Origin of the sequence: Lysinibacillus sphaericus (genome assembly GCF_006864135.1) — a bacterium.
Taxonomy (GTDB): Bacteria; Bacillota; Bacilli; order Bacillales_A; family Planococcaceae; genus Lysinibacillus.
On the sequence record NZ_SADV01000008.1, the window covers coordinates 191,739 to 215,682 of the forward strand.

General features: G+C 36.2%; 29 protein-coding genes and 1 pseudogene. 9 read left to right on the forward strand and 21 right to left on the reverse strand.

Features of this window, described 5'->3' with window-relative positions; genetic code table 11:
- Positions 1-84 precede the first annotated feature (84 nt).
- Together modA and modB are read left to right on the forward strand one after the other, a co-directional pair.
- Entirely contained in the window at positions 85-870 is a 786-nt protein-coding gene (modA, locus tag C7Y47_RS12385) for a molybdate ABC transporter substrate-binding protein (RefSeq protein ID WP_142509058.1), read from the forward strand.
- A gap of 3 nt (positions 871-873) precedes the next feature.
- Positions 874-1,530, forward strand: a complete 657-nt coding sequence (modB, locus tag C7Y47_RS12390; protein ID WP_142509059.1) for a molybdate ABC transporter permease subunit — start codon at positions 874-876, stop codon at positions 1,528-1,530.
- Positions 1,531-1,632: 102 nt separating this feature from the next.
- On the opposite strand, the gene moaD is transcribed toward modB, so the two are convergent.
- Genes moaD through C7Y47_RS12415 form a run of 5 tightly spaced genes read right to left on the reverse strand, consistent with a single transcriptional unit; the run spans position 1,633 to position 5,143 of the window.
- A complete protein-coding gene (gene moaD / locus C7Y47_RS12395; RefSeq protein ID WP_142509060.1) occupies positions 1,633-1,866 on the reverse strand; it encodes a molybdopterin converting factor subunit 1 in 234 nt (77 codons plus the stop codon).
- Positions 1,859-2,338, reverse strand: coding sequence for a molybdenum cofactor biosynthesis protein MoaE (locus C7Y47_RS12400; protein ID WP_142509061.1), 480 nt, complete (start codon positions 2,336-2,338; stop codon positions 1,859-1,861). The genes moaD and C7Y47_RS12400 overlap by 8 nt, the downstream gene beginning before the upstream one ends.
- A complete protein-coding gene (mobB, locus tag C7Y47_RS12405; protein WP_185903474.1) occupies positions 2,335-2,859 on the reverse strand; it encodes a molybdopterin-guanine dinucleotide biosynthesis protein B in 525 nt (174 codons plus the stop codon). The genes C7Y47_RS12400 and mobB overlap by 4 nt, the downstream gene beginning before the upstream one ends.
- Entirely contained in the window at positions 2,820-4,109 is a 1,290-nt protein-coding gene (locus C7Y47_RS12410) for a molybdopterin molybdotransferase MoeA (protein WP_305067655.1), read from the reverse strand. The genes mobB and C7Y47_RS12410 overlap by 40 nt, the downstream gene beginning before the upstream one ends.
- A gap of 17 nt (positions 4,110-4,126) precedes the next feature.
- Complete coding sequence (locus C7Y47_RS12415; RefSeq protein ID WP_142509064.1) at positions 4,127-5,143, reverse strand: thiazole biosynthesis adenylyltransferase ThiF; 1,017 nt, start codon at positions 5,141-5,143, stop codon at positions 4,127-4,129.
- Positions 5,144-5,262: 119 nt separating this feature from the next.
- Between C7Y47_RS12415 and C7Y47_RS12420 the strand changes: the two genes are divergently transcribed.
- From C7Y47_RS12420 to moaC, 3 genes are read left to right on the forward strand one after another with little or no spacing between them, the layout of a single operon-like run.
- On the forward strand, positions 5,263-5,757 hold the full coding sequence (locus tag C7Y47_RS12420; RefSeq protein WP_142509065.1) for a MogA/MoaB family molybdenum cofactor biosynthesis protein: 495 nt from the start codon (positions 5,263-5,265) through the stop codon (positions 5,755-5,757).
- On the forward strand, positions 5,754-6,341 hold the full coding sequence (locus C7Y47_RS12425; RefSeq protein ID WP_142509066.1) for a molybdenum cofactor guanylyltransferase: 588 nt from the start codon (positions 5,754-5,756) through the stop codon (positions 6,339-6,341). Before C7Y47_RS12420 ends, C7Y47_RS12425 begins: the two co-directional genes overlap by 4 nt.
- Positions 6,334-6,816: a cyclic pyranopterin monophosphate synthase MoaC gene (gene moaC, locus C7Y47_RS12430; protein WP_142509067.1), complete on the forward strand. Its 483-nt coding sequence runs from the start codon at positions 6,334-6,336 to the stop codon at positions 6,814-6,816. Before C7Y47_RS12425 ends, moaC begins: the two co-directional genes overlap by 8 nt.
- Before the next feature lie 343 nt (positions 6,817-7,159).
- On the opposite strand, the gene moaA is transcribed toward moaC, so the two are convergent.
- The 3 genes from moaA to C7Y47_RS12445 are packed head-to-tail and all read right to left on the reverse strand — an operon-like array spanning position 7,160 to position 9,353.
- Positions 7,160-8,176, reverse strand: coding sequence for a GTP 3',8-cyclase MoaA (gene moaA / locus C7Y47_RS12435; protein ID WP_142509068.1), 1,017 nt, complete (start codon positions 8,174-8,176; stop codon positions 7,160-7,162).
- A 1-nt stretch (position 8,177) separates the two neighbouring features.
- Positions 8,178-8,993, reverse strand: coding sequence for a formate dehydrogenase accessory sulfurtransferase FdhD (fdhD, locus tag C7Y47_RS12440; RefSeq protein WP_142509069.1), 816 nt, complete (start codon positions 8,991-8,993; stop codon positions 8,178-8,180).
- Between the two features lie 12 nt (positions 8,994-9,005).
- The gene (locus C7Y47_RS12445) at positions 9,006-9,353 is read right to left on the reverse strand and encodes a DUF2294 domain-containing protein (protein WP_142509070.1); all 348 of its coding nucleotides are present in this window, start codon (positions 9,351-9,353) and stop codon (positions 9,006-9,008) included.
- An 806-nt stretch (positions 9,354-10,159) separates the two neighbouring features.
- Between C7Y47_RS12445 and fdhF the strand changes: the two genes are divergently transcribed.
- From fdhF to C7Y47_RS12460, 3 genes are read left to right on the forward strand one after another with little or no spacing between them, the layout of a single operon-like run.
- Positions 10,160-13,093 carry a formate dehydrogenase subunit alpha gene (gene fdhF / locus C7Y47_RS12450; RefSeq protein WP_142509071.1) on the forward strand — a complete coding sequence of 978 codons (2,934 nt, stop codon included), beginning with the start codon at positions 10,160-10,162 and terminating at the stop codon, positions 13,091-13,093.
- A gap of 4 nt (positions 13,094-13,097) precedes the next feature.
- Positions 13,098-13,574 (forward strand): DUF1641 domain-containing protein, encoded by a 477-nt coding sequence (locus C7Y47_RS12455; RefSeq protein WP_142509072.1) that lies wholly within the window; start codon positions 13,098-13,100, stop codon positions 13,572-13,574.
- A 16-nt stretch (positions 13,575-13,590) separates the two neighbouring features.
- Positions 13,591-14,637 (forward strand): Mrp/NBP35 family ATP-binding protein, encoded by a 1,047-nt coding sequence (locus C7Y47_RS12460; protein WP_142509073.1) that lies wholly within the window; start codon positions 13,591-13,593, stop codon positions 14,635-14,637.
- Between the two features lie 194 nt (positions 14,638-14,831).
- Here the strand turns inward: C7Y47_RS12460 and C7Y47_RS12465 are convergent, their stop codons facing one another.
- From C7Y47_RS12465 to C7Y47_RS12520, 12 genes and pseudogenes are all read right to left on the reverse strand, one after another.
- On the reverse strand, positions 14,832-15,119 hold the full coding sequence (locus C7Y47_RS12465; protein ID WP_142509074.1) for a hypothetical protein: 288 nt from the start codon (positions 15,117-15,119) through the stop codon (positions 14,832-14,834).
- Positions 15,120-15,211: 92 nt separating this feature from the next.
- On the reverse strand, positions 15,212-15,412 hold the full coding sequence (locus tag C7Y47_RS12470; protein WP_142509075.1) for a hypothetical protein: 201 nt from the start codon (positions 15,410-15,412) through the stop codon (positions 15,212-15,214).
- A gap of 479 nt (positions 15,413-15,891) precedes the next feature.
- Positions 15,892-16,764: an ABC transporter permease gene (locus C7Y47_RS12475; protein WP_142509076.1), complete on the reverse strand. Its 873-nt coding sequence runs from the start codon at positions 16,762-16,764 to the stop codon at positions 15,892-15,894.
- Positions 16,761-17,681 carry an ABC transporter ATP-binding protein gene (locus tag C7Y47_RS12480; RefSeq protein WP_142509077.1) on the reverse strand — a complete coding sequence of 307 codons (921 nt, stop codon included), beginning with the start codon at positions 17,679-17,681 and terminating at the stop codon, positions 16,761-16,763. Before C7Y47_RS12480 ends, C7Y47_RS12475 begins: the two co-directional genes overlap by 4 nt.
- Before the next feature lie 4 nt (positions 17,682-17,685).
- Positions 17,686-18,105, reverse strand: coding sequence for a DUF3021 domain-containing protein (locus C7Y47_RS12485; RefSeq protein WP_142509078.1), 420 nt, complete (start codon positions 18,103-18,105; stop codon positions 17,686-17,688).
- Between the two features lie 2 nt (positions 18,106-18,107).
- The gene (locus C7Y47_RS12490) at positions 18,108-18,554 is read right to left on the reverse strand and encodes a LytTR family DNA-binding domain-containing protein (RefSeq protein ID WP_142509079.1); all 447 of its coding nucleotides are present in this window, start codon (positions 18,552-18,554) and stop codon (positions 18,108-18,110) included.
- Positions 18,555-18,850: 296 nt separating this feature from the next.
- Complete coding sequence (locus C7Y47_RS12495) at positions 18,851-19,132, reverse strand: 2TM domain-containing protein (protein WP_142509080.1); 282 nt, start codon at positions 19,130-19,132, stop codon at positions 18,851-18,853.
- Positions 19,133-19,166: 34 nt separating this feature from the next.
- Entirely contained in the window at positions 19,167-19,934 is a 768-nt protein-coding gene (locus tag C7Y47_RS12500; RefSeq protein ID WP_185903475.1) for a thioesterase II family protein, read from the reverse strand.
- Complete coding sequence (locus C7Y47_RS12505; protein ID WP_142509082.1) at positions 19,912-20,223, reverse strand: phosphopantetheine-binding protein; 312 nt, start codon at positions 20,221-20,223, stop codon at positions 19,912-19,914. Before C7Y47_RS12505 ends, C7Y47_RS12500 begins: the two co-directional genes overlap by 23 nt.
- 106 nt (positions 20,224-20,329) lie before the next feature.
- Positions 20,330-21,589: pseudogene (locus C7Y47_RS12510) on the reverse strand (amino acid adenylation domain-containing protein); the annotation flags it as partial.
- Positions 21,590-22,249: 660 nt separating this feature from the next.
- The gene (locus tag C7Y47_RS12515) at positions 22,250-22,480 is read right to left on the reverse strand and encodes a hypothetical protein (protein WP_142509084.1); all 231 of its coding nucleotides are present in this window, start codon (positions 22,478-22,480) and stop codon (positions 22,250-22,252) included.
- A 15-nt stretch (positions 22,481-22,495) separates the two neighbouring features.
- Positions 22,496-22,696, reverse strand: a complete 201-nt coding sequence (locus C7Y47_RS12520; RefSeq protein WP_185903477.1) for a hypothetical protein — start codon at positions 22,694-22,696, stop codon at positions 22,496-22,498.
- A gap of 489 nt (positions 22,697-23,185) precedes the next feature.
- Between C7Y47_RS12520 and C7Y47_RS26105 the strand changes: the two genes are divergently transcribed.
- Positions 23,186-23,440, forward strand: a complete 255-nt coding sequence (locus tag C7Y47_RS26105; protein WP_221887671.1) for an FxLYD domain-containing protein — start codon at positions 23,186-23,188, stop codon at positions 23,438-23,440.
- Positions 23,441-23,506: 66 nt separating this feature from the next.
- Here C7Y47_RS26105 and C7Y47_RS12525 read toward each other — a convergent pair.
- Positions 23,507-23,944, reverse strand: a 438-nt coding sequence (locus tag C7Y47_RS12525) for an IS30 family transposase (protein ID WP_142509085.1), incomplete at its 5' end; no start/stop codon positions are given.

Consider the following 23,944-nt stretch of genomic DNA (forward strand, 5'->3'; position numbering starts at 1 on the left):
CAATTTGGTATTTCTTTTTTAGACATAACTAATTATAATTAGTTATGTCTTGTTATAACGAGTTATAAAAGGAGTATAATCAAAATGAAAAAGTATTATAGTTTAATAGCTTCATTGTTACTACTGGTAGGCATTTTAGCAGGTTGTAGTAGCCAAGAGAGCAACAACAAAACAAACGAACCAATTGAATTAACCATTTCTGCGGCAGCTAGTTTACAAGAATCATTAGAAGAACTTCAAAAAGCCTATGAAAATGAGCACGATAATATTAAAATCACATTTAACTTTGGTGGTTCTGGTGCTTTACAACAGCAAATTTTAGAAGGTGCTCCTGTTGATCTGTTCTTTTCAGCAGCAGAAGATAAGTTTGATGAGCTAGTTCAAAAAGATTTAATCGACAAAAAACAAGGAACGGATCTTTTAGCGAACGAATTAGTGTTAATCGTTCCTAAGAAAAATGAAAAACATATTCAATCATTTGGAGACTTAACAAAAGTTGATAAGATTGCTGTTGGTACACCTGAAACGGTTCCTGCTGGCAAGTACGGCATAGAGACATTGAAAAACATGAACCTATGGGAAAATGTAGAATCAAAAGTAGTGTATACAAAAGACGTACGACAAGTTCTAACTTATACAGAAACTGAAAATGTTGAAGCAGGGTTGGTTTATAAAACAGATGCCCTTGTGTCAGAAAAAGTCGATGTCGTTGCTACAGCTAAAGAAGATACCCATACACCTATTATTTATCCTGTAGGTGTTATTAAAGATAGTAAGCATGCAAAAGAAGCGGAAGATTTTTATCACTATTTACAAAGTGAGCAAGCGATGAAAGTATTTAAAAAATACGGCTTTCAAGAAACTCATTAATAGATGAGTACGGATTTCTGGTCACCTCTTAAACTTTCTATCGAAATAGCGCTTGTGTCAGGAGTAATTGTGATAGTAACTGGTATTCTATTTGGTAAATGGATGGCAAAACGTAATTTCAAAGGAAAATTATTTCTAGAAACAGTATTACTTTTACCATTAGTATTACCTCCTACTGTAATAGGTTTTCTTCTAATTATTATTTTTGGTAAAAACAGTGTGCTAGGTAACTTGATTACATGGCTTTTTAATCAACCCATTATGTTCACATGGTGGGCGGCGGTCATTGCCTCTACTGTTGTGGCATTTCCTTTAATGTATCAATCAGCAAAAACTGGCTTTGAATCTGTTGATGGGGACATTGAGAACGCTGCACTTGTTGATGGTGCTAACAAATGGCAAGTTTTTTTCTTTATTTCTATCCCTCTTGCCTTAAAGTCAATTGTCTCAGGTGGAATTTTAAGTTTCACACGAGCTTTAGGTGAATTTGGTGCAACCTTAATGTTTGCAGGAAACCTTCCAGGCAAAACGCAAACGACGCCGCTTGCTATTTACATGGCGATTGGCTCAGGTAACATGTCACTCGCTTGGTCATGGGTGATTTGTATGATAGGTATTTCCTTCCTTATGCTTCTGAGCGTTCATCTCATAAAGGCATAAAGTGAACTTAGCGGGGTTTCTTCTCCTACTAACGGATTTTTCAAGATAAATAGAATAAAAGATGTAGTCGGTACCTAAACTGTACCAACTACATCTTTTCTTTTACCCTCCACTAATGGGCGGAATAAACGCGACTGTATCCCCTTTTGTTACAATCGTTGTATTTGTTGCAAATTCCTCATTTACTGCTGTCATAACATGTTGTAAATGAATGTGTGGATATTGTTTTTCCATCCATTCTTTAATTTCTCCAATTGTTCTGTCTGCCAGATCTACACATAATTTTGACTCACCGATACTTTCTTGTAAGTGAGCAAATAGTAATATGTTAATCACAAGATTCCTCCTCACTGATGGATGGATTTCCTTTTGGATAAGGAACATTTTCTAATTGATCACCAATCCATTCGGTCCCATCTTCCCAATACTCTTTTTTCCAAATAGGCACAATTTGTTTAATACGATCAATAGCATATTCATTGGCTTCATAGGCTATTTTACGATGTGGTGATGACACCGCAATTACTACGGCAATATCCGAGATTTCTAAATGGCCAACACGATGTGTAATGGCTACTTTCGCTTCTGACCATCGTTCTTGTATTTCTTTAGATATTTGTTCAAACATTTTAATAGCCATAGCTGGATAAGCCTGATATTCCAAATGTAGTGTTTTCTTGCCTTTCGTCATTTCACGTACTGTTCCGATGAAAACAGTGATCGCACCAGCATTTCGATCTGATACTTTTTGTCTAACTTCTTCAACATCAATTGGTTTATCAATGATTTCAAACAATGCTGTAGTCATGATTTTTTCCTCATTTCCTGCATTAAAAACTCTATATATTGTGCTTCTTCTTGAATCGAAAAAATTGGATAATCTAACGGTTTATTTAGTGGATATGTAGGCCAATAAAGAACACAGATGATATTGCTTACTTTTTCTAGCAAAGATTTATCTTCCGCCTTGCGCAAAAGAACAACCTTCGGATAGTCTTCATTTTTATAGCCTTCAATGAAAATGATATCCATATTAAATGTTTCATAAATAGCTAGTATATCAGCAAGCTGCCAGTTACTTTGGTGAATACTCATGCGCAAAGTACCTTCTCCTTCAACTGCTGTGACACTTGCGCCAGCCTTCTCATGACGAACACTATCTTTTGAACTTTCGATCATAGGGATACCACCGTGTCCATGGTGCTTGATTGTTCCTACACGAAAACCTTCTGTGGTGGCTTGTGTAATGAGCTGTTCCATTAACGTTGTCTTGCCACTATTTTGATAGCCTACGATTTGTAAGATTTCTCGATGATGTCCCATGGCCACTCACTTCCCTGCAAATCTTCTAACAATACGACGACAACTTGCATGCCTTTTTCGTATCCACGTGATCCACCTGGTAATACAATAAAAGCATTGGCCTCTGCTAAGGAAGAAACTGCACTAGATTTATCAAAACCAGAGGGAACTGCAACTAATTGACCGTTTTCGTAAGAAGCAGTAGCACGCACAAAACGAGTAAACGGATTCGGTTTTTTAAAGTCCGCATTTAAAATAGCGTGCTCTCTACGTAAATGTGGTTGCTTATTGCCAAAAGCCGTACGAATAATAGGTCGTGTAAATAATTCAAAACCAACATAGCACGCTGATGGGTTACCTGAAAGTCCAAATAATAATTGACCATTTCGAGCAGCAACAGTTGTTACACTACCTGGTCGCATCGCCACTTTATTAAACAGTACTTGTGCGTCAATGGCTTCATAAATGGCAGGTAAGTAATCGTAATCACCTACTGATACTCCTCCTGTTGTAATCAATATATCTACTTCCTGAAGAGCTTTTTCAACAGCTTGAATACATAAATTTAGATCATCGCTAAACTTACCAAAATATTTGACGGTTGCTCCAGCACGTTCAATTTGAGCCATTATCATATAGGCATTACTATTACGAATTTTTCCTGGCTGTAAAGCATCACTTGGTTCTAGTAATTCACTTCCTGTTGCAATTACGCCAACGATTGGTTTTCGAAAAACAGGTACTTGATCATAACCAAAAGTAGCAAGTAATGCGACAACACCTGGATTGATGTATTGTCCTTTTTCCATAAGAATTGCGCCTTTTTGAACGTCTTCTCCCTTATAGGAAATATTTGTTCCTGTTTCATAAGAGCGTTTAATCGACATATAAGGTTGATTGTCTTCTTCAAATGTGTGCGTTAATTCTAGCATAACGACTGCATCACATCCGTTCGGAATAGGAGCTCCTGTCATGATGCGCACCGCTTCTCGATCACCGACTTCTCCCTCAAATACATAGCCCGCGCCAATTTCCCCTACTACTTTAAAGGTTACGGGATTGTCGGAACTTGCCCTTTGACTATCGACCGAGCGAATAGCATAACCATCATAAGGTGAACGATCAAACGCTGGTACATCTTGGTCCGCAGCAACATCTTCTGCTAAAAAACGTCCATGTGCTTGCTGTAGTGAAACGACTTCTATTTTTTCTTGGAAGGCAAACTCCATGACACGTTGAACAGCTTCTCCAATAGCGATCGGTTTTCTTTTTTTCAACATTTTACAACACTCCTTTATCCGAATAAACGATAATAAATGGTTTTAGCTTTTTGTATATCTTGTACACCGTGAATGACAACTCGTCCATCTTGGAAAATCACTAGTCGATAATCTTCTGCTTGGCAAGATAGTAAATAAGGATTTTGCTGAATATCACCATAGGGACTAAGTTGAACTGCGAGCTGATCAAAATTATAATGAATCGTTTTTACTGGACGTATTTGAATAGCATCGCGACCACATAATACGTTTAACTTTGTTTGATTTTCGTATGATAAATACGGATAGGTCGGATTTTTGCCACAGGATGGACAATCATGATTACGAATTTTTTCAACGTTGATTTCATAGTGTTGATTTTGCCAAACATCAAAAGTTAAATAACTTTTTCGTAATGCTTCTTCATCACCTACTAAAAACTTTAATACCTCAGCCACCTGATAAGCTGCTACGATTTGAACAGTCGGACTTATAATTCCTACTGTATCGCATGTCATCCCTGTATTGGGCATCGCTGCTAGCAAACAATGTAAACAAGGTGTTTTACCTGGCACAATCGTATAAGTAGCGCCATAACTGCCAACACAAGAACCATAAACCCAAGGAATTTGATATTTTTGTGCAAGATCGTTCATCATAAAACGAATATCAAAGTTGTCCGTTGCATCCACCATAATATCTACATCTGCAAGCAGTGGGATTATTTGCTCTGTATACGCATCAAGAATATATTCGTTAATTTCTACCTCTGCGTTAATGCTTTGTAGTCGTTTTTTTGCAGCGATTACTTTCGGTACTTGTTCTTGCGCATCTTGTTCGGTATATAGTTGTTGTCTTTGTAAATTACTCCACTCTACATAATCACGATCAATAATCGTCAACTTTCCGACGCCTGCCCTTACAAGCGCCTCAGCGCTAGCACTACCTAAAGCACCCACTCCTATCATCAGGACATGCTTTTCTTTTAGTAGTAGCTGCCCGTTCTCTCCGATTGGGCTGAATAATTGTTGTCTAGAATATCTATTATGCATAAACGTTTTTGCCTTTCTTTCTATGAATTTTAGTTTGACCTTTTAATATATAGCTTTATAATAAAAGCAATGTTTTTCAGCAAAAACAAAAACAACTTTATAAATGGAGGTCTTTTACCTTGCATCCCACACATAGCGAACTTCTTATCCGAGCTGCCATTTTAACAGTGAGTGACACACGCACGAAGGCGGATGATTGTGGTGGTCAGCGTATTCAATCATTACTTCAAGAAGCTTCATTTGAATTAGTAGACTACCAAATGTCAAAAGATGAACCTCTCGAAATCTCAAATCATGTACTCAAATGGTGCGAAGATCAAAGCATTAATACCATTATCGTAACAGGAGGAACAGGATTTACACCGAGAGACCAAACTTACGACACGATCCTCCCTCTTTTCGCAAAAGAAATGATGGGCTTTGGTGAATTATTTCGAACACTAAGTTATGCAGAAATTGGCCCAAAAGCCATGTTTAGTCGTGCAACAGCAGGCAGTCGCGATAAAACGGCTATCTATGTACTACCAGGTTCAACTAATGCCGTGACACTTGCCATGACAAAACTAATTCTTCCTACTGTTCAACATTTTGTCGGTGAGTTGAATCGCATATGAAAATGGCTGGTGTTATCTTAGCTGGCGGCCAATCTTCACGGTATGGTCAACCGAAAATGTTTGAATTATTTGCTGGTCTACCTTTGTATAAGCACAGTCTCATAGCCTTACAAAAAAATCAACTACAGCCTTTAATTATTGCTACGAATGCTAGCTTGCAATCAAAGTTTGTAGAAGAAAATGTCCAATGGATTATTGAAAAACAGCCTCATCAAGGTCCTCTGTTTGCCTTGCATAATATAATGACAAGTTTCCCGGAAGTAGAGTGGTTTTTCGTCATTGCTAGTGATATGCCTTTTATTGATGCAGAATTTGTCCAAACTATGCTCACATTTATCGATGATCGTTATGATGCGATTGTTCCTGAACAAGCTTCAAGATTACAACCTCTTGCTGCTTTATATCGACGCAGCGCTTTACCAAAAGCACAGCAATTAGTCCAACAAAACAAGCGTAGTATGAAAGTCTTGTTAGAGCAACTTCAAGTATGTTATGTCCCATTTGAAGAAAGCTCCACATTTATCAATATCAATTCTCAACAAGATTGGCTACAAACATTTGAAAGGGAGTCTAATAATGAGTAATTTTACACACTGGAATGAAGAAGGTCGTCCGAAAATGGTCGACATTTCAGATAAAACAATCACAAACCGTACAGCGATCGCTCGTAGTACAATCACGTTATCCGATGAAGTCTATCAAGCTATCCAACAGGGAGGCATTAAAAAAGGCGACCCTACGCAAGTGGCACAAATTGCTGGGATTATGGGTGCTAAAAAAACTGCTGATATTATCCCAATGTGCCATCCGATTATGTTACAAGGAACAGATCTACAATTCGAATATACAAAAGCAGAAGTAGGTTACGAACTTCACATTCAAGCTACAGTTAAATGTAATGGTAAAACAGGTGTCGAAATGGAAGCATTAACTGCTGTATCCATTGCTGCTCTGACTTTTTATGATATGTGTAAAGCCGTCGACAAATCTATGGTGATTAAAGAAACATACCTCGTTCAAAAAACGGGCGGAAAAAGTGGCGACTTTGTGCATAAATAAACATCAAATCGATTTCGCCTTGGCGTAATTGCGTCCGGATTTTGAATTGTGCTAAGGCCTGCAGGATGCAGGTCAGTTAGCCGTTTTCGCAGGATGCGAAGGTTTTAGGCTAACATCCTTATATTCATTCCTTTGAAAATCCGTGACATCCGCCGGAGGCTTTATCTTCATTCAGCAGGTACTTGGACACCCACTTAAAAGAAACCTCATACGCATCCATATCGCAGCTTCTAGGGCAGTAGTTTTCTGCTGAATGAAGATAAAAAATCGGCATTATTTTGCCGATTTTTTTCTGTTTTTCACACCCATACTAACAGCACTAACTAATACCACTCTATTTCGTCTAACCACCGATATGTGACATTTCAATTTTTGAGTGTTTCCTTTTTTCCATTGTCTGTTCATTTCGTTCATCGGAATAGCGATCTTTTCTATTTTCCCAAACATTCGAAATGCATTGGGTAATCGTTTCATCATCTTCCCCTGACCTTAACAATTCTCGTAGATTCGTACCTTCTGTTGCAAATAAGCACGTATATAATGTTCCCTCTGCCGAAATACGGGCACGTGAACAACTGGAGCAAAACGAATCTGTTACAGATGATATTACGCCAATTTCACCTTGAGCATCCTCATATTGATAACGTGTAGCCACTTCCCCTTTATAATTAGGGTCAACAGGATGCAGAGGGGAAAGTTGATGGACTTGGTCAATGATTTCTTTCTTTGACACAACTTCATCTAGCCGCCAACCATTCGAATTACCGACATCCATATATTCAATAAAGCGAAGAATATGCTGTTTCTCTTTAAAATATTCTGCCATCGAAATGATATCTTGCTCATTTTTTCCTTTTTGAACGACCATATTGATCTTCACTTGTAAGCCCGCTTCTGCCGCTTTTTCTATACCTTCTAATACAGTTTTCACCTTTCCTCGATGGCCATTCATCTCGAAAAAACGTTCCTCATTTAGAGAATCTAGACTAATAGCTACTCGTGATAAACCTGCTCTCGCCAATTCATTGGCATATTTTTTCAACAATGTGCCATTGGTCGTTAAGGCAATATCCTCCACTCCAGCTATACGATGTAGACGTTCAATTAATGTCGGCAGATCACGACGTAGTAAAGGCTCACCACCAGTAATGCGTACTTTTTTCACACCTAATGAAACGAAAATCTTTACTAATCTTTCGATTTCTTCAAAACTCAATATTTTATCGGACGGTAAAAAAGCGTAATCTGGACCAAATACTTCTGCAGGCATGCAATATTGACAACGAAAATTACAACGGTCTGTTACGGATATCCTTAAATCTCTTAATGGTCTGTGTAGTTGGTCTTGTAGACTAGTAATGTTAATCTCTTCCTTTCATTTTATTTGTAGGTAATTGAATACGTTCTTTGTGTGTATAAATATTAAGTGTATTTTGGCGAATAAAGCCTACCGTCGTAATACCGAGTTGCTCTGCCAATTGCAATGCTAATTCTGTTGGAGCCGATTTAGACAGCACAATTTCACAGCCAATTTTCGATACTTTAAGTAAAATTTCAGATGAAATCCTTCCGCTAAATACGATAATTTTGTCCTGAATGCTAATTTTGTTTTTTAGGCAATAACCATAAATTTTATCTAAGGCATTATGACGCCCAATATCTATTCGGCTTAATAAAACGCCATTCGCATCACATAGCGCTGCATTATGAACACCACCAGTTTGTTTGAATGTTTCGGCCAAATCTTGCATATCGCGCATTAAACGAAAACAATCATCTGTAGTAATACGCACATGAATGCCTTCCATTTTTTTAGCTACTAATGCATCATTAGCAAAAACAAACCCTTGGCGGCTCATGCCACAGCAAGAAGTAATGTAACGTTTATTTTGAATTTGTTGAAAGTAAGGATTCACACGCTTTGTTTTAACGTGCACAAAACCTTCTTTTTCTTGGTGCCAAATGGCTTCAATATCTTCGTAATCGCGAATAATTCGTTCAGAAGCCAAATAGCCAATAACCATATCTTCTACATACTCTGGTGTGCAAACCATCGTCACGAATTCTTGCTCATTAATCTTCACTGTGACCGCATATTCTGTGACAACAGTATCTTCTATTTCTTTGATTTGATTACCTTCAACACGTATTATTTCTCTAGTTACTGCGCGTTCCATATGGCATCCCCTTTATTCACTAATATTATCTTCAAAAACAAAGACAGAAATAGCAAAATCCTCTTCAATTTTGATATCTGAAAATAAATGGAGTAACTTAGTGCCCATCAATTCTTCCATGCCGTCTGGAGGTGATTTAGTATACAAATCTTGAATCATTCTTGTACGTGCAGCATGAACCATTTTTAACCCTTCAGTCGTACTCGCAATAAATTTTTCTGTCGGTGTGATATTACCATATAAAGTTGAGACAGCCATGTTCTCTACGAAAACTGTATGAATACGCTCTGGTCCTTTTCCAAATATATCTTTGCGTAGTTTTCGAATAATGTCGTTGAACTCATGCACTTTTTTTGACATTTTAACGATTCTCCCAACGTAATTAATCTTTTTTATCCAATGTTCACGGGGTCACCCTTACAGTTTGTTAATAATATAGCAACTTAAATAAAAATTAAAGAGAAAATATCCAATGATAATTATTATCAGTCCTCGATCAATTAAGCCTTGGCGTAATTGCGTCCGGATTTTGAATTGTGCCCGCACAATTCATTCCTTTCAAAATCCGTGACATCCGCCGGAGGCTTTATCTTCATTCAGGAAGTAGGGAAACCTATTGAAAAAGAAGCTACATCTGAATTTATCTAACTACCTTCTGAGATAGGAATTTCTACTGAATGAAGATAAATTTTATTATAAATATTGTCGATTTTGGCTGAAAAGGCTATAATAATTGGTATTACATATGGAATGAAAGTATTTTGGTTCCTTTGTCATGGTTTCATACAAATAAGTTTGAACTATAGGCATGGTGGTTTTAATATTTAAATTCTATAGTTATATTGAATAAAAAATAAAAGTTGATTGAATTTTTAGCAAGGCCTGTTAAGAATTTTATCCACCATGAATAAATAGCATGTTAGTACATGCCTTTTCATGGTGGATTTTTTTATTTTTGAGCAATATCAACATCGACAACTAATACTACATGTTTTTGCATCTATGTTGGTGTAGAAATTGGACAAATTGGGAAATGACATTAACAAGACAATTTTTTAAAAATAACAAGACAATTAAAATAAAAAAACTCGTAACTCTATTCCCGTTTATCCTAAGTATTAACCTGTTGTCAAATAAGTCTCAAAGAGCAAAAGGAGGAAAATACCTTGACTACAATTAAAATTAATGGCCAACCGTATGATGTAGCAGAGGGAGCTACAATACTTGATACCATTAATCAAAATGGCATCGCCCATCCACAAATTTGTCATGTACCAGCTGTTGATCCTATCGAAACTTGTGATACATGTATCGTCGAAGTGAATGGACAATTAGTTCGCTCTTGTTCAACAAAAGCACTAAACGGCATGGATATCCAACTTACTTCTGATAAAGCGAAAGCTGCACAAACGGAAGCGATGGACCGTTTACTAGAAAATCATTTGCTGTACTGCACAGTTTGCGATAATAACAACGGAAATTGTTCATTACACAACACAGCAGAATTAATGGAAATCGAACATCAAAAATATCCTTATCAACCAAAAGTTGAACCACACGAAGTAGACATGTCTCACCCGTTTTATCGATATGATCCAAACCAATGTATCGCATGTGGACAATGTGTAGAGGTTTGTCAAAACTTACAAGTTAATGAAACATTATCTCTTGACTGGGAAGCCGAAAGACCAAAAGTAATTTGGGATGAAGGCGTTGCCATTAACGATTCTTCATGTGTAGGCTGTGGACAATGTGTTACAGTTTGTCCATGTAATGCCTTAATGGAAAAATCAATGCTTGGTGAAGCTGGTTTTATGACTGGGCTTAAACAAGATACATTAGATCCGATGATTAATTTAATTAAGGAAGTTGAACCTGGGTATAGCGGTATCTTCGCTGTTTCTGAAGTCGAAGCTGCAATGCGTAGTAAACGTACGAAGAAAACAAAAACAGTTTGTACTTTCTGTGGAGTAGGTTGTTCGTTCGAAGTTTGGACAAAAGACCGCAAAATTTTAAAAGTGCAACCTTCTGACGGTCCTGTAAATGCTATTTCTACTTGTGTAAAAGGAAAATTCGGTTGGGACTTCATCAACTCTGAAGAACGAATTACAAAACCATTAATTCGTAAAAATGATGCATTTGTTGAATCCTCATGGGATGAAGCGCTTGACTTAATTGCTACTAAACTAGGTGGCATTCAAAAAGAACACGGTTCTGGTTCTGTCGGCTTTATTTCTTCTTCAAAAATTACAAACGAAGAAAACTACTTAATTCAAAAAATGGCACGTCAATTATTCGAAACAAACGATGTTGATAACTGCTCACGCTATTGTCAATCTCCAGCTACAGATGGCCTACTACGCACAGTTGGTATAGGTGGCGACGCTGGAACGATCAAAGATATCGCAAAAGCTGGCCTTGTTATTATTGTTGGGGCCAACCCTGCAGAAGGTCACCCTGTTTTAGCTACTCGTGTAAAACGTGCCCATAAGTTACACGGTCAAAAATTAATTGTTGCCGACGTTCGCAAACATGAAATGGCTGAGCGTTCTGATATTTTCATGCGTCCAAAACAAGGAACAGACCAAGTATGGTTAATGGCCGTTACAAAATATATGATCGATCAAGGTTGGCATGATGAAGCCTTCATTAAAGAGAACGTGCACTTCTTTGATGATTTTAAAGATGTACTTGAAACATACACACTAGAATATGCAGAAAAAGAAACGGGCATTGCAAAAGAAACGTTGATAAATGTTGCTGAAATGATTCGTGATGCTGACGGTACATGTGTACTTTGGGGTATGGGTGTTACACAAAATACAGGTGGCTCATATACATCAGCTGCAATTTCTAACCTACTTCTAGCTACTGGTAACTATCGTCGTCCAGGTGCAGGTGCCTACCCTCTTCGTGGTCACAACAATGTTCAAGGTGCTTGTGATATGGGTACACTACCAAATCTATTACCAGGTAATCAAAAAGTAATAGACGACGAAGCACGTAAGAAATTTGAAGAAGCATATGGTGTGAAAATCAAACCTGAACCAGGTCGTACGAATATGGCAATGTTAGATGCGATCATGGAAGGTAAAATGAAAGCAATGTATTTAGTTGGGGAAGATATGGCACTTGTAGATTGCGATGCTAACCATGTAGATAAAGTACTTTCACAATTAGACTTCTTTGTTGTACAAGATTGCTTCCTTTCACGTACAGCACAATATGCGGATGTTATTTTACCAGCAGCACCTTCTCTTGAAAAAGAAGGTACGTTCACGAATACAGAGCGTCGTGTACAACGACTATATCAAGTATTACCAACACTTGGTGAATCAAAAGCCGATTGGGAAATCCTTCAATTAGTAGCACGTCGCCTAGGTGCTGACTGGAATTACAGTCACCCAAGTGAAATCTTTGCTGAAATGGCTAGTCTTGCTCCATTCTTCTCGCAAGCGAACTATGATGTATTAGAAAATTGGGGTAGCTTCTGTTGGGGTAGCCATGATGGTAAAGACACACCTTTACTATATGAAGATGGTTTTAATTTCCCTGACAAAAAAGCTCGTTTTGCTTTAAATGATTGGATTAGACCGGTTGAATATGAAGCGCAATATGACTGTCATATTAACAATGGCCGTATGCTTGAACACTTCCATGAAGGTAATATGACAAATAAATCAAAAGGTATTCAATCGAAAGTACCTGAAATTTTTGTTGAAGTATCACCAGAACTAGCAAAAGAACGCGGCATTGAAGATGGAGCTCTTCTTCGTTTAGTGTCTCCTCAAGGCGCATTAAAATTAAATGCCCTAGTAACAGATCGCGTACAAGGAAATGAACTTTTCTTACCAATGAACTCGGTTAGCAAAGATTCAGCGATTAATTTCTTAACGGGCCCAGCTGGAGACATCAATACATCGACTCCGGCGTATAAACAAACAAAAGTACGCGTTGAAGTATTGAAACAAAAAGGAAAATCACCACTTCCTAGAACAAATCCGCGTTATAAAAAACGTCATCCACAAAATGGTGTTGAGGTACAACGTAAATGGAATCGTCCTGGCTACGTTCACTTAACAACTAACGAAAGGGAGTGAGTTCATGGCAGCACCAATTACGACAATTCAAAAAGCGCAAAAAACAGAAGAACAACTAAAGGAAGAAAAGTTAGAGAATTTAAAGCAACTTCTTTCTGAGAATGAAGAAATGGTGAACCAGGTCTTTACGATCATGGCAGAATTAAATGATATTGGAGCGCTAGAAGCTGCTACGAAACTACTTGAAGCAAAAGAGGATGTTGCACATATTGCTCTTGGTCAATTAACGCGTAAGCCAGTGACGAATATTATCAACAACTTAATGGGTGTTGCGGGAGCATTAACCGAACTGAATCCCGAAACAACAACAAAGCTTGTTGAGGGCTTAAATACTGGTATAAATGAAGCGAACAAGGCCGTTGAATCGGACGAAAAGGTTAGTGCCTTTAAGTTGTTCAAAATGTTAAACGATCCTGATGTTAATCGTGCTGTAAACTTTGGCGTTCACTTCTTAAAAGGGCTTGGCAAAGGCCTAAAATAGGAAGGTGGTTTCTAATATGCTAACGAACGAACACATTATAAAAACTTTGCAGAAAATCGATGATCCAGAACTTCATAAAAGCATCGTTGACTTGAATATGGTACGCAATATTCAAGTCAACGGTACGGATATCTCACTTGATATTATTTTGACTATTCAAGGATGTCCTTTAAAAGCCAAAATCCAACAAGATGTTGAAGAAGCGTTGAAAGCGATCGGCGCATCAAAAGTCTCCATTACATTTGGTTCTATGACAGATGACGAACGTCGTAGTTTAACAGCTTCTTTAAAATCAGAAAAAGTGACGGATAAAGGTATGCCTAAAATGCTTCTTCCCGATTCTGGTGTTAAATTTATAGCAGTTACTAGTGGTAAAGGTGGCGTCGGTAAATCTACCGTGACAATTAACTTAGCAGTAGCTCTTGCCCGTCTTGGAAAACGTGTAGGTATTTTAGACGCCGATATATATGGCTTCAGTATTCCTGCCATGATGAAGATTCAACAAAAGCCAACAATGATTGACCAAACGGCTATTCCAGTAATAAGTCATGGTGTGAAGATCATGTCGATGGGTTTTTTCACAAACGAAAACCAACCTGTCATGTGGCGTGGCCCAATGCTCAACAAATGGATTCGTAATTTCCTTGTCAATACACATTGGGATGAATTAGATTATCTCCTTATAGACTTACCACCTGGTACAGGAGATGTAGCCATTGATATGGCGGCAATGATTCCACAAGCGCAGGAAATTATTGTCACAACACCACACCTTGCAGCTTCTCATGTTGCTTCTCGTGCAGGTCTGATGGCTCAACATACGAAACATACGATTCTTGGTGTAGTTGAAAACATGGCCTACTTCGAAAACTCAAATGGTGAAAAGAACTATTTATTCGGTCAAGGTGGCGCAGAAAAATTAGCAGATGAGCTTCAGACAAGTATTCTCGCTCAAGTTCCATTTGCGCAACCTGAGGAAAATACAGGTTCTTCCGTTTATGATGAAGACTCCATTATCGGTGAGGTATTTGCCCACCTTGCAGAAGATATGATGTATCAATAAAGAGAAACTTTCATCAGTAGGCGCTTTTCTTCATCCCCTACTGAAGATTAGTCTTCCCCAATTAGGCTTTTACAGGCCGTTATTCTCCTGCCAAAGAGCATGATAAAACACAAAAATCCTTGTCTCGCTTTTATACGAGCCAAGGATTTTTTATGGAGCCATGTTCAAATTTGAAACACTCCCCTATATGTAATTCAATAGCCCGCTTTTTTTAAAACCTGCATAAAATAAAAACGGTACGTATTTTTAACGAAAGAATCTAAAGGCAGCCCAACATTTAATTGATACTTTGTAAAAATAAAATAAAAACGCTTATCCCATTTTAATCGTAATAACTCCCCAGCATCGTTACCGTATTTCTCCGTAAATTCCTCAATTAAAGGTTCAATCATATAGTAGCAATAATCTTTTAAGTTTGCGAGAGCCTCTATATCTTTCTCCTTTTGAAAACGTGTAATCCAATCTTCTAATTGTTCGTTCATGTTAAAATCCATCTCTCTTTATTGAGTTTCTTCCTATTGTATTATAACGCTTTTTATAAGTTTTAGCTCCTCTTGTGCTATCATTAACTATGCTAATTTATGAGCCGTTTATTATATTCAATCCACTTTTCCATTTCTCTCTCCACGGCTCGATTTTGCCATTCAAACCAAAAACCAGAACATTCACTACAGTGACTGTCTACCCCATTTTTATTATGCATATCTTTTCGAGTAAATACAGTTTTTTTTCGACAGCTGTAGCAGTAAACTTCTTTCTCTTTATCAAATTCCATCACTATCAACTCCAACATTTTTACACATATTCCTTTCCGTTTTTTATATAAATTATTCTAAAACAGGGAAAACGGCATAAAATCGTATCGTCCTTCGAGTTGGCTCTAGCTGTTCACAACCTTGTATACAATGACTCTAACTATGATATAAGGATGAACTTTATAAACTAGTAGGGGTTTTAACATTTTTTGGACGCATCTACAAGTACGGTAATTTATATTCAAATTTGTTTTAAACACTTTTCCTATAAGGGACACAAACATGCTGATTAACAAAAAGAACCACATACGTACGGTAAGTACGTATGTGGTTCTTCCACTAGTGCAAATGAAGTTATAATGTGTATTTAACGAATAAATACCTCTAGTCCATTAATAAGTAGTAATAAAAACTTATAATTTGCTGCTAGTTGGTCGTCCTAACTAAGGTTTGGAAAGTAATGTCTTGATATTTTAGTGTACGAAAGTTGAGTAAATATTTATTTGTTTTTTCTGCCATATAGCCATAATGAGATAAGCGTAAAAACAATAATAGAAGCAATAATATAAATTACACTATGCATAGGGGAAAAAATCATATCGTTCCATTCATAATGGACACCAAATTGAATTTCATAAGTATTTCCTGCTTCAGGTGCTCCTTCAAAAACTTTATCAAGGGAATCACGCATCAAAGCTTCTCTAAACAAAACTGTTGTATGACTAATCGGGAATACCATGATTATTTTTTGTACAAAATCAGGTACTGCGCCAAGTGGCACATACACTCCGCATAAAAAACCAATAGCGGTACCTACGACTGTATTTAAAGTTGAAAAAGCATTTTGTGTTGAGACTAACAGAGTAAGAAATAGGTTAAAAACACTGCTTAGTGTAACCGCAAGTACAATAATCCCAATGAGTTGAACTATTTTTTCAAACGTAAACCAGGATCCGCCCATGAACACAATAAATAATTGACATGCAATTAACCCAATAAGCGATAAAACAAAGCCAATAAGCAAGGAATTGATAACATAGCTTAATTGAATTTTTGCACGTGCATTAGGAGTTGTTAAAAAATCAGCCATTACTTTTGTCTCTAAGTCCTTTATATAAATACCTAGAGCTGCTAACGTCGTAGTTACAGCAATAATGGAGAGTAAGCCTGCAACCATCCATTCATTCACCATAGTTTTCAATTGATCCGATGCTGGTACTAATTGTTCAATAGCATCTACTTGTGTTTTTTGAATAAAAATCGCATACAGCATGATAACAATAATCACTGATAAGATTGAAAAAAATACAAGCATACGATCACGTCGAAATACTTTATTATGCCTATTAACCAAATTCAACATTGTGTTCATGTTAATGGCACCTCCTCATTGATACGAATAAATACATCGTCCATCGAACCTTTCTTTACTTCAAATGAGCTGATAAAAGTCTGAAGTTCCTTTAAAATATCAAGTGCATGAATGGTAGATTGAACACGCACGCGATACTCGCCATTTTTCTCATCAAAATTAAGATTGTTTTGCGTTAGTAATGATGAACCATCTACACCGTTATTAAAAAAGACAAATAATTCATCATATGTATATTGCTCTTTTAATGTATTTGGTGTACCTTTAGACACGATTTTTCCTTCCTTCATTACTACTATTTCATCTGCTACAGCAGCTTCTTCCATATAATGAGTAGTCAAAAAAATTGTCATATTCGTTTCTTCTTGTAGCTTTTTAATTGCATCCCAAACAAAGACGCGTGTTTGTGGATCAAGGCCTGTTGTGGGTTCATCTAAAAATAAAATAGTTGGTTTATGAATAATTGCTCTTGCAATATCTGCACGTCGCTTTTGACCGCCAGATAATGTCCCATATTTTTTCTTCGCAATATCTTCTAAATGTAAATAGCGATTCACAAATCCCCAGTTTTCTTGTAATTCTTTTTTTGTCAAGTTATATATGTTACCTCGATGTAAGATATTTTCTTTCACTGTTAGACGTGTGTCCAAAATGCTTTGCTGAAAAACAACGCCAATTGCTTTTCGAATTAAATAATTATTTGTTCGACTACCTAGAGTCACACCATTAATTTTTACATATCCTAAAGTTTTTTCCAACAATCTACACAACATTTCAATAGATGTAGATTTTCCAGCACCATTTGTCCCTAAAAATGCAAATAATGCACCCTTCTTTACCTCAAACGAAATTCCCTTCACGGCTTCATGTGAACCGTATTTCTTACTTAAATTTTTCACGTCAATTACTAATTCCATTTAACTAACCTCTCTTTCTATTTTGTAATAAGTTATTAATTTCATCTACTTCACGCTTTGTTAGTAGCCATAATAGAATCCAAATAATGATATAGGCGATGGCTTCAATTAAAAAAACAGGCCAGATGGTATGCCATTTTGATAATTCAAACCAAGAGCCGACAAGTCCTGCGACGAAGACACAAATAGTAACAAAACAGAAATGAAGTGTTAATTGGACATTGAAAGACACAATTCCCGTTTCAAATATAAGTGTTGCAATGCCAATTAAAATACCCATAATTGCTGCAGTCAATAGCTCTCTTAATAGATCTTGACCACTAATTAAACTACCTGGGTTAGCAACACTACCCAGTGTTATTATTACATAGGACGTGCTTAATCCAATAAGAAGTCCAATTATCCCATTTTGTAAAATTTTTATTGTTAATTCCTCCCAATACCGAGTGCTTGTTTTAGTTTCTTTAAATAATTTCGACTCACAACAACGGAAATCTCATTTTCTAAAAATAGTTGTGTTGATCCAAGTGGCCCTAATTGTATAGAGGTAATTTTGGAAATATTAACAAGAGTTGATTTATTGACACGCACAAATTTGTCGCCAAGTAATTGTTCCAATTCATAAATTCTCCGCTTTGAGTCAAATTCTTCTTCTTCAGTTTGAAAAAAAACTTTTATACCTTCTGCATAGATACAGTGAATATCATTTGTTTTTAACATGTGAATTTCATTATCCCTATACCCATCAATGACATTAACTTCATTCTTTTTTAATTGTTTCATCAACTGTTCAATTTCAGCGTTATATTCATTTGCATAAATGTGTACTTCTATTTCATCATATTGCTTTTCGATATTTATCTTTATTTTCATCTAGACCTCCATGCCACTATAAATAATAATACCACCTAATTTTCCATAAAATTAAAAATCTAAATGAAATGTATTAAATTAACTACAAGGTGTTTATTTTCTTTAATAAGTTGCATATTTAAGTTTTTGCCTCTTAGACACATCAAGCACTTAACACTTCGAATTGGTGGAATTCCAGTCCAAATTTATTCAACAAATCCTTTTCATGCATCTAAATAGAAGAAAAAACGTTTCAAAAACATTGAGCTTTTGAAACGTCTCAGGTAAATCGAAATTATTTATTATTAAAGTTGAATTTATTTTTTATTCATATATTTTTCTAACTGCTTCTTCTCCCATTCTTTCCCCAAAAACGTGCCACTACTAAATACTGAAATACCATGTGCTACAATTCCGATTCCCCACCCTAGTAAAGTATAAATAAACCATAAGCTTCCCGGTGAAGAGAATAAGTTAATAATTATCAATCCTAAATTAACAATTATATATACAAATAAGTGGATATAAAAACTCTTCAATGCTCGAACCCTCTTTATCGAACGTTCATATGTATACACATTTTCGAAGCTCTTTAACATCCTGTTAACAGGGATTATCCATTTATACACGACTTTATATGGTACGTATATATTTATATATCTCAGAAAGAAGACGATCCTGCGAGCTATTTAAAAAGAAATGATTTCCTGGTAACAAAAACATTTGAAAGGATGAATTTGTAATTTTTTCCCACTCCAAAATACTCTCTTCACTCACTTCTTTATCTCGTGTTCCGCCAAACGCAATGATAGGAATTTTCAGAGACGGCCCTCGTTCATAAACATAGCACTCACATATTTCTAAATCAGCTTTTATCATAGGTAAAGAGAGTTGAACAAGTTCTTGCTCCTCAAAGAACCAATCTGGTGTTCCATTTAGACTCTTCACCCTTTCTAAAAGTTCATTATCTGGTAGAGTATGATAAAAAGTTGAAGATTTCCGTGGTAAATGTGGTGCTCTGTGAGCAGAGACAAATAAACAAACTGGACGAACACCATGACGCTTCTCCAAATGACGGGTGAACTCAAAGGCTATTAATGCGCCCATACTATGTCCAAAAAATACAAAAGGAACATCATCTATAAACGACAAAAATGCTTCTTGGAGTGCATCTAAAAGATTCGGAAGATTAGAAATTGGCTTCTCGAGCAATCGATTCCCTCTACCAGGTAATTGAATACAGCATACCTCAACATCTTCAGGTAAATAGTCACCCCAATCTTTATATGTTAGGGCATTCCCCCCAGCGAAAGGGAAGCAAAAAAGGCGTAGACGTGGTGCCTTTATAGCTTTAAAAGTAACGATCCATGGATTGTACTTAATGAGAGTTAACTGATTCATTTTTAACATTCCCTTCAAACGACCTTGCTTTAACCGAATTGTTTTCTATTTCCAATTGCTCTTCAATATAAGTGGCCATCTCTTCAATTGTACTGGTTTGTAATAACGCCCTTAAAGGGAAATTGATTTGATAAGTTTCTCGGATTTCCTCAATCATTTTCATTGATTGTAAAGAATCTCCTCCAAGTTCATAAAAGCTATCATGTACGCCTATTTTATCCAATGCAAGCAAACTAGACCATATTTCGGCTATTTTTTTTCTACTACAGTCCGAGGTTTTTCGTAACAATTAATTGTTAAGCTCTCTACATCTACATTTCTTATTAGAAGTTGACGATCTACTTTCATATTTGAAGTTAAAGGGAAATTATCAACTTTTATATAATTTTTTGGAATCATATATTCGGGTAATTTTTGAATAAGAAATGTTCGTAAATTTCTACTCTCGACAGTTTCTCCATGGGCCTGTATATAAAAAGCCAAAAGTCTTTTGTTGTTCCTTCGTCAGCCACAGTAACAACTACATCTTTTATCGCAGGATGTTGAAGTAACATATATTCAATTTCACCTATTTCAATACGATATCCATTAATTTTTATTTGAAAGTCTTCTCTACCTATAAATTCAATGTTGCCGTCTGGTAAATACCTACCCAAATCTCCTGTTCGGTATAAACGTTCTTTCGTCTTAGGATGATAGATAAAATTCTCATTTGTTCGGACCTGGTCTTTCCAATATCCAGTAGACAATCCTATACCACCTATATAAATTTGTCCTGTACCCCAATCAGGGCAAGGTTCTAGTGACTCATTTAAGACAAGCATTTTTTGTTTAGAAAGCGCTTTTCCGTAAGGTACACTTTTACTACTAGCTTGCAAATTTTCAATAGGGTAGAAAATAGACCAAATAGAAGCCTCAGTTGCACCTCCTAAACTTATAATTAATTCTGTAGATGAATACGAACGAATAAGTTCTGGCAACGAAACGGCTATCCAATCCCCGCTCAGCATAACTAGTCTAAGATTGTCAGCATATCCATTTTTCTGCGATAAATGATTCATAAACATCTCCATTAAAGCAGGGACTGAATTCCACACTGTAACTTTCTCAATGCTCAAAAGCCATTCCAAATGCTTTGGATTAAACCCGGCATCTGCATCAGGTATGACAATACTAGCACCTGCGGCAAGACTTCCGAATATATCATAGACTGATAGGTCAAAATGTAAGGCTGAAAGTGCAATCACACGATCTTTCTCCGTTACATTAAACTTGCTGTTTATATCAATAATGGTATTTACTGCACCAGAATGAGTAATCATCACTCCTTTTGGATCACCTGTGGAGCCAGAAGTAAATATTACATAGGCTAAATCATCAGGACTTTGAACGAATGGCAACGGTTCGTCAGACCAATCTGACAAAAATTGCTCATTTACTTCGTAAATAGATATCTCTTCTGGTAATTCTATTTGAGATTTCATTCCTGATTGGGTAAGAATAATTTTTACACCTGTAGAACGCAGTAGATATAGAATACGTTCATTCGGAAGTGCCGGATCAATAGGTACGTATGCTGAACCAGATTGTAAAATACCAAGTACACCGACAACTTGTTCCCACCCTTTTTCCATAAAGATAGCTACTAATTGATTAGGTTGAGTTCCTTATTAAACCTATTGGGGAAGATCTTTCTTTCCCTTTAACATCAATTTCTTTTGAGATTTATGAAAACGATATTATATTTACTAATGAAATTAACGATAAATACAGATTATCTGCTTGTAATGAAAATGCTTTACTCCCTAAAAAAATTTGGATATGGAGTTTTCATAAATTATATTAATCTTTTAATTTAAAAAACCTCTTCTTTTTGTAGCTTTTGAGAAGCGTCTGATAGCGTCGTACCAGCAGTATAATCGACAGGTTTATAGACAAAAACAAAAAAAGAGAGCATAAACATTGATTTATGCTCCGCCTATTAAACGATAATTTTATAACTTTTTTTAGTATGCAGTGATATTTTCTTTCTCCATTTTTTTAAAGTTTCTTTTTTTAGATGATATGATATATTTCTCCATAAAAACTTTTCTCGCTTTTCATTCTCCATCCTTTTCTAACTTATTCTCGAAAAAGGAAAAGCACTTCAAATCCTTGATAACAAAGGATCTGAAGCGCTTTTCAGTTGATTCAAACTTATTCTATCTGAACCTATAGACGTCCCAGGAGGACATACCACAACGCTGGTTAATAACTATAATGTTTACCTTGATTTTAAGACCATCCATCACGGTTGAACAATAAAACAGTCTATTTCACCATTTTATTTCTGAATATATTTCCGAGATTTTCTTGCCTTCTATTGTTCCCTTTTCAAGGAGTTCTTCATATCCATTAAATTCTTGAGAATATTGATCTTTAGATCTTGTTAGATAGGATTTACCAGGATTATGACTTATCCAATAATCATCATCTTTATAACTAAAATTCAGTTCATCATTCATTGCGAGATGGCTTATGAATTCTAAGTATTCATTTTCTGTCATATATTTACCTCCTTTTTAATACGCAGGGCCTCCGTTATAACCATTCCAGTCATGTCTATGGGGTACTTTTGGATGTTGCTTTGGATTGCCATGATCTGTATAGTCAATATCCATGTCAGCATTCCCATTTTTATCATAATATCTTCTTTGCTCAACTTTTCCGTTCCAAGCGCCATTTGCAGTTCTGTCACGACTAGTAAGAGGAATTCCAGTCATAGGTAATTTATTTTTATTACTATCTACTGTGTGACAATCTGTTTTAGTCCATTTTTTTTTATGTTCATTATAAGTTCTTTCAGCAAAATAAGCTTCTATGTATTATAAATCCATGTACCTGCTTTGATTACTGCACCACCTACTAAAATGTCTCCAGCAGTAGTAATTACAATTTCCCCAATACCTGGGATCCACCATGTACCTGCAATAGCGCTAGTTATTGCGAATGTAGATATTGGACTCTTTTACGCAAATGTAATTTAAAAGTTAATTCATAATTTTTCAGAACTTATATCACAAAAGCATTTTCTTATTCTCCACCACTTGTAGATTGTGTACGATCATCACGTTCATTTAGCCATTTATAAAATGGCACTGGGCGTTCTCTATTCTCTAAACGATGGCACGCTCTGATTCTGTTAGGTTTATTTCAGTTTCAATAAAACCGAACAGGATCTTAACGTTTTAGAAGTTAGTGGTACAAAAGGTATCGCAGGAGATTTCGGATACAAGGTAACTGGTGTTGTCAAGAATATTACTAAAGAACAACAAGATGATGTACGTTTAGCTGCGGCTCTATTTGATGCAAACGGAAATTTATTAGGAGCGTTAAAAGGTAGTGTTGATGTAGGAATCGCACCTGGTAGTGAAGCTGGTTTCGAATTAAGTTATCCTGATGTACCATCAGAGGTTATAAAAAATATTTCTACAATTGAAGTGAAATCTTATGGTTGGAGTTTTTAATATATATTCATAAGCAATAAAAATATTAGTCACTCAAATGAGTGGCTTTTTATTATTGATGATTTGTCAAATTAAGTGCAACAATTGCTCATTAAAAGCCTCGTTTGCAGTCTTCCAACCAAGACATTTTCTTGGTCGGTTGTTGATATAGTTTAATGATTCTGTTAGTTCTTCTGGTGATACTTCTTCAAAATTTGTTTTCTTAGGGAAGAACTCGCGAAGTAATCCATTCCCATTTTCATTACTTCCGCGCTGCCAAGAAGAATAGGCATCCGCAAAATAAACATCAATTTTCAAGTTATTTTCTAACACTTTATAGCAGCTAAATTCTTTACCTCGGTCTGTTGTGGCTGTTTTTATAGCGCCTTTGGGTAATTTAGTATGAAGTAGACGTACTGCTCTTTCCATTGATTGAGCTGAGCGATCCGGTATCAAAAAGCCAACATACCACCGTGTCATTCGCTCAATAAATGTTGCTACACAACCTTTTGCTTTCCCACGTCC

Coding starts and splice junctions, on each gene's coding strand:
- C7Y47_RS12455 (WP_142509072.1), top strand. CDS start 13,098: ATGGCAGCACCAATTACGACAATTCAAAAAGCGCAAAAAACAGAAGAA.
- C7Y47_RS12515 (WP_142509084.1), bottom strand. CDS start 22,480: ATGACAGAAAATGAATACTTAGAATTCATAAGCCATCTCGCAATGAAT.
- C7Y47_RS12475 (WP_142509076.1), bottom strand. CDS start 16,764: ATGAACACAATGTTGAATTTGGTTAATAGGCATAATAAAGTATTTCGA.
- C7Y47_RS12480 (WP_142509077.1), bottom strand. CDS start 17,681: ATGGAATTAGTAATTGACGTGAAAAATTTAAGTAAGAAATACGGTTCA.
- C7Y47_RS12425 (WP_142509066.1), top strand. CDS start 5,754: ATGAAAATGGCTGGTGTTATCTTAGCTGGCGGCCAATCTTCACGGTAT.
- C7Y47_RS12500 (WP_185903475.1), bottom strand. CDS start 19,934: ATGAATCAGTTAACTCTCATTAAGTACAATCCATGGATCGTTACTTTT.
- C7Y47_RS12470 (WP_142509075.1), bottom strand. CDS start 15,412: ATGGAATTTGATAAAGAGAAAGAAGTTTACTGCTACAGCTGTCGAAAA.
- C7Y47_RS12495 (WP_142509080.1), bottom strand. CDS start 19,132: ATGTTAAAGAGCTTCGAAAATGTGTATACATATGAACGTTCGATAAAG.
- C7Y47_RS12490 (WP_142509079.1), bottom strand. CDS start 18,554: ATGAAAATAAAGATAAATATCGAAAAGCAATATGATGAAATAGAAGTA.
- moaC (WP_142509067.1), top strand. CDS start 6,334: ATGAGTAATTTTACACACTGGAATGAAGAAGGTCGTCCGAAAATGGTC.
- C7Y47_RS12415 (WP_142509064.1), bottom strand. CDS start 5,143: ATGCATAATAGATATTCTAGACAACAATTATTCAGCCCAATCGGAGAG.
- C7Y47_RS12400 (WP_142509061.1), bottom strand. CDS start 2,338: ATGACTACAGCATTGTTTGAAATCATTGATAAACCAATTGATGTTGAA.
- C7Y47_RS12445 (WP_142509070.1), bottom strand. CDS start 9,353: ATGTCAAAAAAAGTGCATGAGTTCAACGACATTATTCGAAAACTACGC.
- C7Y47_RS12460 (WP_142509073.1), top strand. CDS start 13,591: ATGCTAACGAACGAACACATTATAAAAACTTTGCAGAAAATCGATGAT.
- C7Y47_RS12520 (WP_185903477.1), bottom strand. CDS start 22,696: ATGACTGGAATTCCTCTTACTAGTCGTGACAGAACTGCAAATGGCGCT.
- modA (WP_142509058.1), top strand. CDS start 85: ATGAAAAAGTATTATAGTTTAATAGCTTCATTGTTACTACTGGTAGGC.
- modB (WP_142509059.1), top strand. CDS start 874: ATGAGTACGGATTTCTGGTCACCTCTTAAACTTTCTATCGAAATAGCG.
- C7Y47_RS12465 (WP_142509074.1), bottom strand. CDS start 15,119: ATGAACGAACAATTAGAAGATTGGATTACACGTTTTCAAAAGGAGAAA.
- fdhD (WP_142509069.1), bottom strand. CDS start 8,993: ATGGAACGCGCAGTAACTAGAGAAATAATACGTGTTGAAGGTAATCAA.